Origin of the sequence: Putridiphycobacter roseus (genome assembly GCF_003234935.1) — a bacterium.
In the GTDB taxonomy this organism is placed as follows: domain Bacteria; phylum Bacteroidota; class Bacteroidia; order Flavobacteriales_D; family Crocinitomicaceae; genus Putridiphycobacter; species Putridiphycobacter roseus.
The window spans coordinates 508,328-524,260 of the sequence record NZ_QKSB01000002.1; the positions used below are offsets into that span (position 1 = coordinate 508,328).

The 15,933-nt window shown below is 33.1% G+C and carries 10 protein-coding genes, 1 tRNA gene and 1 pseudogene; 6 read left to right on the forward strand and 6 right to left on the reverse strand.

The features are described from left to right. Window positions 1-128: 128 nt before the first annotated feature. The 3 genes and pseudogenes from DNU06_RS06015 to DNU06_RS18185 form a co-directional block, all read left to right on the forward strand. Window positions 129-2,606, forward strand: a complete 2,478-nt coding sequence (locus DNU06_RS06015) for a heavy metal translocating P-type ATPase (RefSeq protein WP_111062321.1) — start codon at window positions 129-131, stop codon at window positions 2,604-2,606. A 3-nt stretch (window positions 2,607-2,609) separates the two neighbouring features. Further along, window positions 2,610-4,388, forward strand: coding sequence for an efflux RND transporter periplasmic adaptor subunit (locus tag DNU06_RS06020; RefSeq protein ID WP_111062322.1), 1,779 nt, complete (start codon window positions 2,610-2,612; stop codon window positions 4,386-4,388). Between the two features lie 546 nt (window positions 4,389-4,934). Next, window positions 4,935-5,156, forward strand: a pseudogene (locus tag DNU06_RS18185) (Fic/DOC family N-terminal domain-containing protein); the annotation flags it as partial. Between the two features lie 800 nt (window positions 5,157-5,956). On the opposite strand, the gene DNU06_RS06035 reads toward DNU06_RS18185, so the two are convergent. Both DNU06_RS06035 and DNU06_RS06040 read right to left on the reverse strand, forming a co-directional pair. Next, a tRNA-His gene (locus DNU06_RS06035) sits at window positions 5,957-6,032 on the reverse strand. A gap of 69 nt (window positions 6,033-6,101) precedes the next feature. Next, window positions 6,102-9,221, reverse strand: a complete 3,120-nt coding sequence (locus tag DNU06_RS06040) for an ATP-binding cassette domain-containing protein (protein WP_111062325.1) — start codon at window positions 9,219-9,221, stop codon at window positions 6,102-6,104. A 224-nt stretch (window positions 9,222-9,445) separates the two neighbouring features. On the opposite strand from DNU06_RS06040, the gene radC reads away from it, so the two are divergent. The 3 genes from radC (at window position 9,446) to DNU06_RS06055 (ending at window position 11,847) form a co-directional block, all read left to right on the forward strand. Then, on the forward strand, window positions 9,446-10,135 hold the full coding sequence (gene radC, locus DNU06_RS06045) for a RadC family protein (RefSeq protein ID WP_111062326.1): 690 nt from the start codon (window positions 9,446-9,448) through the stop codon (window positions 10,133-10,135). Then, complete coding sequence (locus tag DNU06_RS06050; RefSeq protein WP_111062327.1) at window positions 10,136-11,398, forward strand: polysaccharide deacetylase family protein; 1,263 nt, start codon at window positions 10,136-10,138, stop codon at window positions 11,396-11,398. It abuts the gene before it with no gap. 74 nt (window positions 11,399-11,472) lie between these two features. After that, the gene (locus tag DNU06_RS06055; RefSeq protein ID WP_111062328.1) at window positions 11,473-11,847 is read left to right on the forward strand and encodes a hypothetical protein; all 375 of its coding nucleotides are present in this window, start codon (window positions 11,473-11,475) and stop codon (window positions 11,845-11,847) included. A gap of 34 nt (window positions 11,848-11,881) precedes the next feature. Here the strand turns inward: DNU06_RS06055 and DNU06_RS06060 are convergent, their stop codons facing one another. The 4 genes from DNU06_RS06060 to DNU06_RS06075 all read right to left on the reverse strand — a co-directional run bounded on the left by DNU06_RS06060 (window position 11,882) and on the right by DNU06_RS06075 (window position 15,834). After that, the gene (locus DNU06_RS06060) at window positions 11,882-13,414 is read right to left on the reverse strand and encodes a redoxin domain-containing protein (protein ID WP_111062329.1); all 1,533 of its coding nucleotides are present in this window, start codon (window positions 13,412-13,414) and stop codon (window positions 11,882-11,884) included. Window positions 13,415-13,489: 75 nt separating this feature from the next. Further along, window positions 13,490-14,701 carry an ABC transporter permease family protein gene (locus DNU06_RS06065; protein WP_111062330.1) on the reverse strand — a complete coding sequence of 404 codons (1,212 nt, stop codon included), beginning with the start codon at window positions 14,699-14,701 and terminating at the stop codon, window positions 13,490-13,492. Continuing rightward, entirely contained in the window at window positions 14,698-15,339 is a 642-nt protein-coding gene (locus tag DNU06_RS06070) for an ATP-binding cassette domain-containing protein (RefSeq protein WP_111062331.1), read from the reverse strand. The genes DNU06_RS06065 and DNU06_RS06070 overlap by 4 nt, the downstream gene beginning before the upstream one ends. A gap of 30 nt (window positions 15,340-15,369) precedes the next feature. Beyond that, on the reverse strand, window positions 15,370-15,834 hold the full coding sequence (locus DNU06_RS06075) for a GNAT family N-acetyltransferase (protein WP_111062403.1): 465 nt from the start codon (window positions 15,832-15,834) through the stop codon (window positions 15,370-15,372). Window positions 15,835-15,933: the final 99 nt, after the last annotated feature.

The following is a 15,933-nucleotide window of genomic DNA, read 5'->3' on the forward strand; positions in this document are numbered from 1 at the left end:
ATGAAAAGCTGTTGTGAAATTGACGAAAAACCAAAAAAAAGTAAAAAACACTTTAATTGGCTCTTATACATAGTCATTTTAGTAATAATTGCTTTTGTATTAACACAAGAATATTTAAAATAGATAAAATGAAACATACATATAAAATAACAGGAATGACTTGTAATGGCTGTAAAAGTCATGTTCAACAAACATTAGAATCTGTCAAAGAAATTGAATCAGTAACAATCAATTTATCGGATGGAGTTACTGAGATAGTAATGTCGGAGCATATTCCTTTAGATAAACTAAAAGAATTATTTGAAGGATCTAACTATATGATTCATACTATAGATGAAAAGGTTAAAGAAAAGCCAAAACAAAAAAAAGGTATTCAAGGAACATACTACTGTCCTATGCATTGTGAAGGAGAAAAAACATACGATAAATCTGGAGATTGTCCTGTCTGCGGAATGGATTTAGTAGCAGAAGCTACTGTAAATTCTAGTCCTCAATATACTTGTCCTATGCATCCAGAAATTGTAAAAGATGAAGCTGGAGCATGTCCTAAATGTGGAATGGATTTAGTTCCTATGGAATCAGATGAAACAGCAGAGCAGAAAACATATAAAAAACTCTTAAAAAAGTTTTGGATAGCAACTGTATTTACTCTTCCTATTTTTCTAATAGCCATGTCCGAAATGATTCCAAATAATCCATTGTATAAAATTATGGATATGAAATATTGGAATTGGTTACAGTTTGGTTTATCCATTCCTGTTGTATTTTATGCCACTTGGATGTTTTTCCAAAGAGCTTATACTTCCATCAGAACAATGAATCTAAATATGTTTACACTAATCGGAATTGGTGCAGGTGTTGCTTGGTTATTTAGCTTTTTTGGTTTACTATTTCCTGATTTATTTCCTAATCAATTTAAAACGGAATTTGGAACAGTACACGTTTATTTTGAAGCAGCTACGGTAATATTAACATTAGTTTTATTAGGTCAATTATTAGAAGCAAGAGCTCACAGTAAAACTAATAACGCAGTAAAAGAACTATTAAAACTAGCTCCAAATAAAGCCATTAGAATAGAAAATGGAGAAGAAATTGAAATATCAATTGACGAAATAAAAGTAGGCGATTTATTAAGGGTAAAGCCTGGAGATAAGATACCTGTTGATGGTAAAATTACAAAAGGAAAAACTTCCATAGATGAATCTATGATTTCAGGAGAACCTATTCCAGTTGATAAAGAGATAAATGATAAAGTTACTTCTGGAACAATTAATGGAAAACAATCTTTTGTAATGAAAGCTGAAAAAGTAGGTGCTGACACGTTACTTTCTCAAATCATACACATGGTTAACAGTGCTAGCCGAAGTAAAGCTCCTATTCAAAAATTAGCAGATAAAATATCAGGATATTTTGTTCCTGTAGTTATAGCTGTTTCCATTATCACATTTATAGTATGGAAAATTTTTGGTCCAGAACCTTCATTAGTATATGCCTTTGTAAACGCTATTGCAGTTTTAATAATAGCTTGCCCTTGTGCATTAGGTTTAGCTACTCCTATGTCAGTTATGGTTGGAGTTGGAAAAGGTGCTCAGGAAGGAGTTTTAATTAAAGATGCCGAATCTTTAGAGAAAATGAATAAAGTAGATGTTCTGATAATTGACAAAACAGGTACAGTTACGGAAGGAAAACCTTCGGTTGAAAAAATTGTTTCACTTTCTAACTATTCAGAAAATGACTTAACACAATTTGTAGCGTCAGTAAATAAGCAAAGCGAACATCCTTTAGCGGAAGCTACCGTTCGATTTGCAGAAGCTAAAAAAATAGATTTATTAGAAATTGATGATTTTGATTCTATAACTGGTAAAGGTGTTAAAGCAGTTATACAAGATAAAATTATCCTTGTAGGAAATGAGAAATTACTATCGGAACATTCTATTGTACTAAATGGAGAAATAGCTGAGAAATCAAAAATTGAACAAGCAAAAGGTAAAACAGTTCCGTTTATTGCTGTTAATAACGAATTAGTAGGTTTTGTAGTAATATCAGACGCCATTAAAGAAACCAGTAGATCAGCCATAACAGCATTAAAAGAAAAAGGAATTCAAGTTATTATGATGACTGGCGATAATAAATATACTGCCAAAGCTGTTGCCGAAGAACTTGAACTAGATGATTATTTTGCTGACTGTTTACCTGAAGATAAACTAAACAAAGTGAAAGAGTTGCAAGAGCAAGGTCATATTGTAGCTATGGCAGGTGATGGTATAAATGATGCTCCTGCATTAGCCTTAGCAGATGTTGGAATAGCAATGGGAACAGGTACAGATGTAGCCATTGAAAGTTCGGCAATTACATTGGTTAAGGGAGACTTACATGGAATTGTAAAGGCAAGAGCTTTAAGTCATAAAGTAATGAGTAATATTAAACAAAATCTGTTTTTTGCACTAGCCTATAATGTTATTGGTATTCCAATAGCCGCAGGTGTACTTTATCCAGTTTTTGGATTATTACTTTCTCCAATGATTGCAGCATTAGCAATGAGTTTTAGCTCTGTTTCTGTTATCGCCAATGCACTTCGATTAAGAACACAAACTATAAACAACTAAGTCATGAAAAAATATATCATATACATAGGACTATTAGTAACAGGATTAACTCTAGGTTGGTTAATTTTTGGTAACTCCTCTAAAGATTCTACAACCTCTGAAAAGAACTCCTCCGAATCAAAAACGGAGGAAATATGGACGTGTTCTATGCATCCTCAAATTCGTCAGCCCGAAGCTGGAGATTGTCCAATATGTGGAATGGATTTAATTCCATTAGAAGCAAATAACAATTCAAATCCATTAGTATTTGAAATGACTGATGATGCAGTGAAAATAGCCAACATTCAAACAACTGTAATTGGTTCGGGTAGTGTTGATGCTAAAGGATTAAAACTATCTGGAAAAATAAAAGCAGATGAAACAAATTCTGCTAGCATTGTTTCTCATATTTCGGGAAGAATCGAAAAGCTATTTATTAGCTATACAGGGGAAAAAGTAAGTAAAGGGCAAAAGATAGCTTCTATCTACTCGCCTAAACTTATTACAGCTCAAAAAGAACTGTTAGAAGCCAATAAAGTAAAAGATGCTAACCCAAAATTATATGAAGCTACTGTCAACAAACTAAAGTTTTGGAAAATTACAGAAGAACAAATTGAATCAATTATAACTTCTAAAGAAGTGATTGAATCATTTAATATTTATGCAGGATTTTCTGGTGTAGTATTAAATAAAAAAGTTTCTGTTGGGGATTATTTGAATGAAGGAGAAGTATTGTTTGATATCCAAAACTTAAATCAACTTTGGGCAATTTTTGATGTGTATGAAACAGATTTAAAAGGTATAAAAACAGGTAATAAGATAAGTTTTAATACACCTGCAATTCCAAATAAAACATTTACTTCAAGTATCGTTTTTATAGATCCCGTTATTAACCCTACTACTCGAACAGCTACTATTAGAACTACTATAAACAACCAAAATCAGTTACTAAAACCTGAAATGTTTTTAGAAGGAACGATTAATAATACAAGTAGTAATAATACAGCTATTTTAGTTCCTAAGTCTGCGGTTTTATGGACAGGAGAACGATCTGTTGTTTATGTTAAGTTTCCTGATTTACCCATACCCTCTTTTGAGTTTAGAGAAGTAACATTAGGAGAATCTAATGGAACTAGTTATACTATTCTGGACGGATTAAACAATGGAGATGAAGTAGTAACTAATGGAGCATTTGTAATTGATGCTTCGGCTCAGCTAAATAATCAATCGAGCATGATGAACAGAAACCTACTATCTAATCAATCAGAAAGTTTACCAGATTATACTACTTCTACTCCAATCGAATTTAAAAAGCAATTGGGATTAGTTTTAGAAAACTATTTATCAATCAAAAACGCATTGGTTAATAGTAATGTTAAGGAAAGTAGCAAAAACTCAAAGTCACTGATAGAAAGTTTAGATAAAGTAGACATGAAATTAGTACAAGGAGAATCTCATATTTTCTGGATGGCTCAAATGAAGGCTATAACTGAAAATACAAAAGGTATAATTGAAGCAACAAATATTTCAGTCCAAAGAGATTTCTTTAATTCTTTATCTAATACAGTAATATCAACCACCAAGTCTTTTGGTGTAGAACAAAATACTTTCTATGTACAGTTTTGCCCAATGGCAGGAAACGATAAAGGAGCTTATTGGTTAAGTAAAGAAGCTGAAATTAAGAATCCATATTTTGGAGATGAAATGCTCACTTGTGGTTCAATTAAAGAAACAATAGATGAAAACTTTAAAAATAAAGGAACCAAAATAAAAAATAGTCCAATGAGTGGACATAATCATTAATAATAAAAAATAATGTTAAAATCAGTTATGCAGTATTTTTTTTGTCAGAATCAATGCAGATCAGTTGTGGAAATACACAAGAATCAAATGATTCTCTAACTAGAGCAGAATTCAAAGTATATAGATATGGTATGTACAAAATAACGATTGACAGATCGTACTTAGTAATGCTAAAAAAATGAATGAAGATAAAATAAAGACTAAAATTGCAGGTCTTAGTTATTATACTGATTCACATAGATTAGATGAAACTATACACTCATAACCGCCTGAGTTTTAACTAAGAAAAACAAAAAAAAGCCTTTTAGACAATTAAGTTTAAAAGGCTTTTTTTTTAAATGGAAAAATCCGTAGGCTTGGGTCGAACATTCAGTTATCTCAATTAGAAGAAGACTTTCAGGGTATTTTATATGTTCAAATAACCTAAATAAATGAACAGATATGTTTGATAGAAATAAGCCATATAATGATTGATCTAATCTTCCAATTGACGAAAAATTCATTGATAAAGATATTTTAAAACAATGAGGGCTTGCTTCTAGGGTATTAGCAGAATTAAATAGAAATATTTTACGTATTCAAAATCCTAATATGCTAATAAATATCATCGCTCTGCAAGATGCTCAAAGTTCAACCGCTATAGAAAACATTTTTATAACTCAATACGAACTATATAAAGCTTTATCAGACTCCTTAAAAGAACAGGAAGCAAATCCATCCACAAAGGAAGTTTTAAGATGTAGAGAAGGCTTTATGGGAAGGATTTAATAAAGTAAAAAAATCTAACGTAATCAATATTGAAGTTATTATAGCAATTTTTCAAACTAAAAAGAAACTTCACAAGGAATTAGAGCTCCTCTGTCGCAAGTTGTAATTAAAAGAGGAGAAAGTAAGTTAAGATCTGGAGAATTCAACAGATTACATCTGATTCGGAATTGTTCAACCCTTTGTTTCAAAAGATATTAAGTTATGAATAAATAAAATATCTACTTGGGATTCGAGCTAATAATAACAGAAAAAGCCTTTCAATTTCTTGAAAGGCTTTTTCTATTTAAATGGGTGGAAGACCGGGTTCACTTCGACTACATTACATTTCGCTCTGCGTAAATTGCTCACCCGTTCAGTTTATCATTAAAATTTGGCACAAAAAAAAGCTTCATGTTTCCATGAAGCTTTAAATAAATGGGTGGAAGACCGGGTTCACTTCGACTACATTACATTTCGCTCTGCGTAAATTGCTCACCCGTTCAGTTTATCATAAAAATTTGGCACAAAAAAAAGCTTCATGTTTCCATGAAGCTTTTAAATAAATGGGTGGAAGACCGGGTTCACTTCGACTACATTACATTTCGCTCTGCGTAAACTTCTCACCCGTTCAGTTTATCATTAAAATTTGGCACAAAAAAAAGCTTCATGTTTCCATGAAGCTTTTAAATAAATGGGTGGAAGACCGGGTTCACTTCGACTACATTACATTTCGCTCTGCGTAAACTTCTCACCCGTTCAGTTTATCATTAAAATTTGGCACAAAAAAAAGCTTCATGTTTCCATGAAGCTTTTAAATAAATGGGTGGAAGACCGGGTTCGAACCGGCGACCCTCGGTACCACAAACCGATACTCTAACCAGCTGAGCTACATCCACCATTTGCGCTCTTGCAATAAGAGTTAGCATTTCCTCTTTGTTTTTCAAAAGAGAGGGCAAATATAATTATTTATTTTTTATAAAATACATTCGTCAGCAAATTCTCGAACATTTTTAGCATTTTTTTGAAAATATCGAAATACAAAGTGATGTATAAAAAGACCACCATCCCCCATATCACTAGTAAATTCGCCCAAAAAGTGTCAATCATGACGCCAAAAAGTTTTTTTGATGGCGCATAAAATTGTGCCCTAAAAAATGTTTTATCAATAGGATCCTTATAAATAGGGTCAGATTTTTGAATAAAATGCCCATCTTTTTCCACAATTTTATCCAAATCTATCTTGTTGGTTACAAATTGCTCTAAACTTTCATTGTGGTAGTCATTGAGTCTCTTTAAGAAATTTTCTTTCCCATCTCTTTTCACCAAGGCCGTTTTTACCCTGTCGACCAATTTACGGTTATCCTCTACAATTTTCTTATACTTTGGCTTTAACTCTTTTTCAAAATAATTATTAATCACTTGATACGTGTTAGGAGAAAACTGCATGTTTTTTAACTCCACGAGACAAGCATCACAAGAATAAATTCTATTTTTTGAAAGGACCGTATAATATTTTAACTCTTTTTCAATTTCATTTTTGATTAAAATGATATCGCTAAATACCTGTGCTTGATTTTCCTTTTTATCGAAATTATTTTTAATATAATTCAACTTTGTCCCCAATTCTTTCAACCAATAATCCTTTTTCCATGTGGCAGAACGTTTAGCTTTTTCATACTTATAAATATGACGGTTGTATTCATTATCTTTAAACTGCGCTACAGCCAATGCTTCGTAGGCCCAACGAGAAGCCATTACATTACCAATAAAAGGCACCGAATCCTCCCTATTAAACATTGGATTAATCTTGTCAAACTTTACAATTACACCACTAAACAATAATTGCGGTATGATAATTAATGGAATTAAAATGTAAATTACTTTCACCGAATTAAAAGTGGCAGAAATATTTAAGCCTAATAAATTAGCAAAACAAGACAAGGAAAATAATACCAACCAATAAGTCAACCACATCCCTTGTATGCCCAAGACCCAATTACCAATCAACACAAAACTGATGGTTTGAATGGCCGAGATGATGAACATGATACACACCTTTGACCAAAGGTAAGACCCTTTACTTAAATTTAAAAAGGACTCTCTTTTTAATATTTTTTGATCTTTAATAATCTCTTCTGCAGACACACTAAGTCCGATAAACAAGGCAACGATTACGGAAATAAATAAAAAAGATGGAATATTTTGATTCTCTCTAAAAATATAACTTACCGAATCGTCTTTAACGGCATACATCTTTAAAAAGAATGCTAAGAACAAGGCCAAAATCGGTGCTTCTAACATATTAATAAACATGTACTGTTTATTGGTCAGTTTGGCTTTAATGTCTCGAATAAAATACGTTTTAAACTGCTTGAAAAAACCTGGTATTTTAAAAATTCTTTCCGGTAATTCAATCTCCTTATCTGCGGGTTCAACTTTTGGTTCTAAACTTTCAATATAATGCTTATTCCATTGAATAGGTGCAATTTTCCTGTTGGGAGTTTGCATTCCATACTCATCTACTACCTTTGATTCTATGATGTTAAAAATCTGTTCGGGGTTGACATTACCACAAACCACACACTCACTTTCGTTACAATTAACATGATGGATGAGCGTTTTAAAATAGATGATGGCATCTACTGGGTTGCCATTATAAATAGGATAACCACCTTGATCCAAAATCAATAATTTATCAAACATTTTAAAAATGTCGGAAGATGGTTGGTGGATAACCACAAAGATGAGCTTTCCTTTTAAAGCCAACTCATTTAATAAATCCATTATATTTTCCGAATCTCGAGAAGACAATCCAGAAGTAGGTTCATCCACAAATAAAACGGAAGGTTCTCTAATCAGTTCTAAAGAAATGTTCAGCCTTTTTCTTTGTCCACCAGAAATTGTTTTTTCTAAAGGACTACCTACTTTTAAATCTTTACTTTCATACAGTCCTAATGCTGTCAATAGCTTTAAAACTCTTTTGGCTATCTGTTGATCATTTAGATTACCAAAACACAATTTAGCATTGTAAAATAGATTTTCAAAAACAGTCAATTCCTCAATCAATAAATCATCTTGAGAAACATAACCAATCACCCCTTCAATGTCCTCTTTTTCGTGGTGAATATCAATCCCATTAATGGTCACTTTCCCCTTAGAGGGCGCATAGTTTCCATTCAATACATTTAACAAGGTAGATTTACCAGCACCAGAGCCACCCATAATACCCAATAATTTCCCTGATTCTTCAGAAAAATTAAATTCGTGTAGCCCCAATTCTTGGTTTTTAAAGCGGTATTCAATACCTTCTGTTTTAAATACCACCTTAGCACTCCCCTCTTCGGATAAAAATCTGCTGATTATATCGCTATAATAAATTGGTTTTACCCGTGAAGAACGAATAGAACTACCACTGCTTAATATAGCATGTCTTCCTGGAACAATATTTTGTCCATTCAAATCCAAAGTGCCATCACCTAAATACTTAAAAAAGTAAAAGTTTACACTCTTTACATTCAATACGCGGATTTCTCCCTCTAACTTTTTAGCATAAATATGCTTTGCAGCCTTAAAATTTTCTTTTTCATTAGCGGTGATATACAACAAATCTTTACCGTCTATTCTCTCACTTATCGGCGCTTCAACAAATCCTTTTACTTTTAAATATTCTTCATCCGATATATTAAAAGTTTTTGCCACCGTTTCAGCAAAGTCTAACTCTTGTTGCGTAATGGAATCATTGGCGTTAATAAACTCCAATATTCTTATCAGTACAATTATTTTTTGATTTTGAGCCAATTCCTTATTGATATCGGTGCAAATTCTTAACACTTTAACGGAGTGTACAGAAGTTCTTTTGGCTTTTCCGTCTTTTCTTTTCTTTCGTCCTTGGTAAGAAATTAAATAAGCATCAAATAATGACAAGAATTCTTTTACATCTCTCGCATTTAACTCTTGCTCCAAAAATGCTTCTACAATTTCACGTCCAACACCTTCCGTAGAAGGATCCTCAACATCAATATCTTCATCTACTCTCGCAATAATCGAGAATAGTTGCATTAGGGCTTTTAGAATTCTTTCACTCATTTATTCGCGTGGATTTTTAAAACACCTACCTTCAATCAATCAGCTCATTGAAATAATAAGTGGGTTCAATATAATCATTATCTTCTTAGCTATACGCAAATACTCCCATAAAGGTTATACCATTTTTTCAATAATTGAAAGAGTACATTCATATTTAGACCTTACCCCACAAATACTTCTGATTTTTTTTGGTTTAATAAATTAAGTCCGTTATTTTTAACCATATGTCTGATTATATTTCTATTAAAAACTTAGCCGCTGACGATAGGCCCCGGGAAAAATTATTACGTTTAGGCTATTCCGCTTTATCCCATTCCGAAATTTTGGCCATATTAATAGGCTCTGGCACGCGCGATAAATCTGCCGTACAAGTTTGCCAAGAAATTTTAAACAACGTAGAGGGAGACCTCAATAATCTGGCGAAATTATCCATAGAAGATTTAAAAAAATTTAAAGGCATTGGAGAGGCCAAAGCCATTTCTATTGTAGCTGCGCTAGAACTAGGCAGAAGAAGAAAAGCTACAACAACTACAGTTTTACCAAGTGTAAAATCCTCTAAAGACGCCTACCTGTATCTTAGCCATTTATTCAAAGATTTAGGACATGAAGAATTCCATATCATTTTACTTAACCGCGCCAATAAAATAAAAAAATCTATCCTCATTTCCCGAGGAGGCGTTAGTGGCACCATAGCCGACGGCAAATTAATTTTTAAAAAGGCCCTAGAAGCAACAGCTTCTGCCTTGATATTATGTCACAATCATCCTTCTGGCAACTTACAACCTAGTAAAGCGGATTTACAATTGACTAAAAATTTAAAAGAATTTGGTGCCATGATAGACCTGCCTATCCTAGATCATATTATATTTACCGATACTGCATACTATAGTTTTGCAGACGAAGGAATATTATAAATGGCTAAGGAAGTTTTAATTTATTGTGAAAAGGAATCTAATCGATTGCATTATGTGCTTGATTTCATTTTTAAATCGAAAGGCATCCAATATGCCCTTACACAGGATCAAGTACTTTTTGCACAATCAAATTTACCCCGAATCAATTATTCTAATCAAAAACTTGCAGCCAACATTACCTTTACTCCTTCCGCCCTGCTATTTGAAATAGGGTTTACACAAAAAATGGATGTGCTTTATGCCGCGAATAAAGCGCAGTGGTTTTTAAATAATGTGCGGGATGATTTTGCTTTTATTTTTTACCAGCTCAGTCGATACGAGGAATATACCGCACCGCACAAAGATGCTTTTGGCAGATTTGACAGCAAAGCTGCTAGCTTGGTACAAAACAAACAAATTGAAAAACCTTGGTGTGATATTTTAGTACAGTCCATTTGGCATAAACTAGGGTTAGATTATAGCGTAGTACTGTCAAAATACGCTGAAATCCCAACCTTTGACATTGATATTGCTTGGGCTTATTTAAACAGAAAATATTGGCGTACCGCTTTAAGTATGTTGAAAGAACTTACACACCCCAAAGCACTAAAAAAACGTCTTCGAATTTTAAATAAACAAAGTAAAGACCCTTACGACTCTTATGCCCTCATGCAAAAAGTACTTACCCAATACCAGGGGTATGTTTTTTTTCTATTGGGAGACTATGCCCCAAAGGACAAAAATATTCATTGGAAAAATAAAGCCTTAAGTAAATTGGTAAATACCATCAATACGACCGCAAAAACAGGCATACACCCGTCCTTTGCCTCCTTTTTAAACCAAGAAAAAGTGGCTATAGAAATCAACAGATTAAAAAAGATAAGCAAGGCGGAAGTCATCCATAGTAGACAGCATTTTTTACGCCTAAATTTACCCAAGTCTTACCAAATACTAATTGCCTTGGGGATTAAACACGACTTCAGTATGGGATATGCTGACCAAGTTGGTTTTAGGGCTGGAACGGCTTTCGTTTACCCATTTTTTGACTTGACAAGCAACAAAGTAACGCCACTTCAAATTCACCCATTCTGCTATATGGATGGTACCTTAAAAGAATACTTAAAACTAGAGGAGGAAACTGCCATGCAGGTCATCTCCAAATTGAAAAAAGAAGTAAAAGCGGTAGGCGGGAATTTTACAGGTATATGGCACAACCATAGTATTGGAAACCAAATGGAATGGGAAAATTGGCAAAAGGTTTTTCTACACGCATTCCCAACTTAAAATGCTTTTCTTATTCGCCCAAAACTAGCTTGTTTTTAAATTGTTATATTTGAATAAATTTTAAACCAAATACTATGAATGACAATTTTATTATTGACCAAGATGATGTTGGAGGAGCACCTTCTGAAACTGGAAAAACTAGAGCCATAATTGCACACATTACTTTAATAGGGACAATTATTGCTTTGGTCCAAAACAATAACGACAAAAATAGCTTTGCCAGCTTTTACATCCGTCAAATGTTTGGATTAGTGGTTGTAGGACTTGCTATTTATTTACTATCTTACATTATTGCCCTTGTGGTACCATCTCTTTTTATTATCGTCACCATATTAAGACTGGGCTTAATTGCTTTATGGATACTTAGCTTGATTGGCGCTGTAAATGGCGAGCGAAAATTAACACCAGGAGTGGGACAGATGTTCCAAGAATGGTTTAAAACCTTATAAAAAAAAGGGCTACAATTACTGTAGCCCTTTTTTTTTAATTTGTTGCGTTTTCTCTTTCTTCCGGATCTTCTTCCTCAATCGGGAATAACTTTTCTGCTTCTGGCACGCCTTGAATTTTATCTAAAATATCTTCCAATTGTGCAATAGAAATTCTTTTATAAATAATTTTATTGTCTTTATCTAAAACAAAAATTCTTGGTGTAGAAGTAACATCATATGTCTTGGTGTAGTTTAAACTTTCAATAGAGGTATTGTGGTCTTTAATGATACTATATGCATTCGTTTGCGCTTCTTCATATACCGACTTGGTTAAACCAACATTGATAAAAGTTAACTCATTATCTTTAATAAACTGCTTCCATTTAGCGAAGTCATCTCCCATTGCTTTACCAACAGCGTACACTTCAACATTTCTTGCTTTTAATTTTTCGGCATATAATTTTTGTAATTTTGGGGTAGATTTTTTACAATGCCCACAAGTAGCTTCCCAGAAATATAAGATTTTGTATTCTGAATCAATTTTATAAAAATCAATCCAATTTTTTTCTGTAGAATCAGGTAAACAAATTCTAGGTGCATAACTCCCAATTAAAGATGGTCGCATTTCATCTGCCCTTTTACACACTTTAGTTAAACCCTCTTCTGTCATCCATGTCGCAGTGGTTGGTGTTGGACAATAATAGGTATCTACCATGTGTACAAATACGTTTTCCATTCCCATTCTATCCGATTGCTCAGAAGTAGAAGTGACATGAGAAATAATATACTGTTTGATCGCACTTGAATCTAATGTTTTTTCAATCAAGATATCGGCATATTTACTAATCGTATCTGGAATTTGTAGCAAAACTTGACTCGACAAATATTGTTCTAGTTTTTTATGAAACAAAGGCGTTCTTACCAAAGCATCATTTTTTAAATTCGTATTGTCCCAAAAATGATGGATATAATAATTGTAAACATAATTAGAATCTGTAATTACGCCATTCTCATCTGTTGGAGCTGCTGGCAATTCCACTTCAAGCGACATGTTAATGATATCACTTAAAAATTTACCTTGAAAATCATCCACAATGGATTTTTGAAAAGCAATCACATCTTTATTAAGTCCTTTCAATTCGGCGGTAATTTCTTTTTTTCTATCCGCATCTGCAGTCTTCATTTCTTCGTTCAGCTTATTTGCTAAAATCTTCTTCGAAGTCATGTAATGTATGTACTTATAAAAAGCAATGTTTGTTCTTGATTTTTTGATCTTCATGGACCCCACTAAATCTTTTTCATTTTCAACTACCGCATCTATTTCCTCATGGTCATGTACAAAATCAAAATATTTTTGACCTGGTAAAAACACGGCATATACCCCATTTTTATGTTTGGCACCATCAAATTTAATCACCCCATTTTTCGACTGGGTAGTATCCGCATAATACATTCCCTTGCCAACATATTTTACTAAGTGAACTGTGGTATCTTTAAATCCATTTACTGTAAATTTTAATTCTTGACTCATTCCGGTATGCGCTAAAATAACGGCCAAAAAAAGTGTGAGTTTTTGTTTAATGTTCATGTTTTGAGTTTTTCTTTTTTTAAAGAGACGAAGATAATGTTAAAAGGGTTTTAACTTTAACAAAAATTTAACGTTTTAACTCTTTTTAAATATTTTTAATATAGTTTGACTTAAATTGAGCTTAAGTAGGTAATAAAATCCTACCAGGAAGATTAAAATCATGCCCACGCCGACAAATAAGCCGAGGAATGAAGGTAATAGACCTACCGACTGAAAGGAAGGATAAATAAACAGATACAAAAACAATACCACTAAAATACCTACCAGCACCCCTACCCATCCAATTATTTTAAAATTATGGGCCAATATATTTTTAGAAATTTGCTGTGGGTAATACCCCAACTTCATTAATAAGCCAATATCTTTTTTTCCATTTGCGACAATTAACTGTAAAAACTGAAGCATCACCAACACTGAAAGTAACAATATCAAGAAGGCGAATAGCATAAAAACCATCAATACTTTCATTAAGTAAGTCTTGATCTTACTCACACTTAAACTATTTTCAGAAATATCTAAATTCATTTCCTCCATTAAGGTTTGCAATTCTTGGTGGGCTCCTTTTTCCAACTTCAAAAACAAGCGGGTGGTGGGTGCATTTGCATTCCCAGTAGTACCGTATTTTTTATTAGAATATCGTATAAAAGATTCGGGCACCAATACGGAACTAACTTGTGCGGAAAACCCTACCACTTGTCCTAATACGACCCCCTTATTATTAGCGCCAATTAAATGCAGCCTTAGTCGCACTGATTTAATTAAGTCTTCAGAAATTTGGGGCAAACCTTGACTAGGCGCAATGCCGTAATTTACCAAGGTTAAAAAGTCACGTGGTAGTATAATGGGTACAATATCCTTTTCGCTTGCCCACTGCCACGCCTCCATATCTATTCCCTTGATAAAACGATTTGGTACAGACTGTAAAAACATATTGGCATAAAAGCCAGGTAAGCCATCTCCAGGATTTTCAGAAATCCCCACTTCATAATCTGCGGATTCAAATGGTGCAATATCCGTGATAAAGCTTTTATTACTAAGGTCTGTTATTTCGGCATCCGTAAAATTGGTATTATTCAGACCAAGACTAGTAAAGCTGGTTACTTTTTTTTGTATAATCACCGTATTGGAACCAAACACATCTGCATTTCCCTCCTTATTCTTTTGTAAATCGACATATAAAACTACGGTCAAAAAACTAACGAACAACCCAATAGAAAGCCCAATTACAGACAGTGTCAGCTGAAATTTTTGCTCTTTTTGCTTAAAAATATGTTTAATTACACTCACAATCTTAAAGTTTTAAGTGGATATGCTTCCAACTCATCTCCTAAGGAAGTGAGAATTAAACCTGCATTTTGTGCTGCACAAGCATCCAAAATTAACTGTAATGCCAATCCAGTATTTATTTGGTCCAAATGACTAAAAGGTTCGTCTAATAAAATCCATTCAAAAGGCTGGCAAAGTGCACGCACAATAGCCACTCTTTGCTTTTGTCCCATAGACAAGGTGCCAACTTTTTGATTTTTATGCGCAAGTACACCTAGTGTTCCTAACATTTCATCTACTTCTTTTTCCGTTTTAAAAGCAGTCAATTCATTCTTTACTTGGATATTCTCCATTAATGTTAATCCATCAAAAAGCGACAAGGTTTGAAAAACAGCCGCAATTTTTGATTGCCGATAAGCAATCCAATTGGAAAGGGACAAAGATTGTATGGAAACATCATCAAGCATGATAACTCCAGAATAATCAAAACGCAAGCCATATAGAAAAGCCATTAAGGAAGATTTCCCTTCCCCACTTTGCGCCTCTATAAGGTAATATTCTCCCGCATTAAAACAGCAGGCGTGGTTCCAAATACTATGCTCCTCAAAGACTTTTCCAATCAAAGGAGCAGGTACGATATTTTTTAAAAAAATATTCATTATTATTTCAACTTACAAATTCTTTGCCAATTAATCTTTTGGTATATAAAGCATTTCTAAATGTGGAATGCCATCCTCTAAATAGGATTTACCGGTAAATTTAAATAAAAAATGTTCATAAAACTTTTGAAGGTAAGACTGCGCAGAAATTCTGACAGGAACTTTTCCGTATAACTTTAAAACATGAGCCATGTTATTCTCCATCAAAAAGTAACCGATTTTATTCCCACGAAACTCCTTTGCTGTAGCCACCCTACCGATAGAAACTTCTGGGTAACTAATGTTTGGTGGTAAAATTCTTGAAACAGCAATTAATGTATTTTTATGATAAATTAACACATGAATAGCAACCTGGTCCTTATAATCCAACTCCGGATAAGGACAGTTTTGTTCTACTACAAACACATTTGTTCTTAAGGCTAACAAATCATATAATTCATTATTTGTTAATTCATTAAAAGCCTTAGCAATCACATTTATTTTAGTAAAGTTCATTTTATTCATTATTAACAAAATACTGTTTAGTTTTAACATTTAATAATTTGTTAAAGTTAAAATTATATAATAGCTTTGTTTAAACTTATAAAAAATATA

What these genes read in the sequence shown, in the direction of transcription:
- DNU06_RS06015 (WP_111062321.1), top strand. Translation starts at nt 129, where the DNA reads ATGAAACATACATATAAAATAACAGGAATGACTTGTAATGGCTGTAAA.
- DNU06_RS06020 (WP_111062322.1), top strand. Translation starts at nt 2,610, where the DNA reads ATGAAAAAATATATCATATACATAGGACTATTAGTAACAGGATTAACT.
- DNU06_RS06040 (WP_111062325.1), bottom strand. Translation starts at nt 9,221, where the DNA reads ATGAGTGAAAGAATTCTAAAAGCCCTAATGCAACTATTCTCGATTATT.
- radC (WP_111062326.1), top strand. Translation starts at nt 9,446, where the DNA reads ATGTCTGATTATATTTCTATTAAAAACTTAGCCGCTGACGATAGGCCC.
- DNU06_RS06050 (WP_111062327.1), top strand. Translation starts at nt 10,136, where the DNA reads ATGGCTAAGGAAGTTTTAATTTATTGTGAAAAGGAATCTAATCGATTG.
- DNU06_RS06055 (WP_111062328.1), top strand. Translation starts at nt 11,473, where the DNA reads ATGAATGACAATTTTATTATTGACCAAGATGATGTTGGAGGAGCACCT.
- DNU06_RS06060 (WP_111062329.1), bottom strand. Translation starts at nt 13,414, where the DNA reads ATGAACATTAAACAAAAACTCACACTTTTTTTGGCCGTTATTTTAGCG.
- DNU06_RS06070 (WP_111062331.1), bottom strand. Translation starts at nt 15,339, where the DNA reads ATGAATATTTTTTTAAAAAATATCGTACCTGCTCCTTTGATTGGAAAA.
- DNU06_RS06075 (WP_111062403.1), bottom strand. Translation starts at nt 15,834, where the DNA reads ATGAACTTTACTAAAATAAATGTGATTGCTAAGGCTTTTAATGAATTA.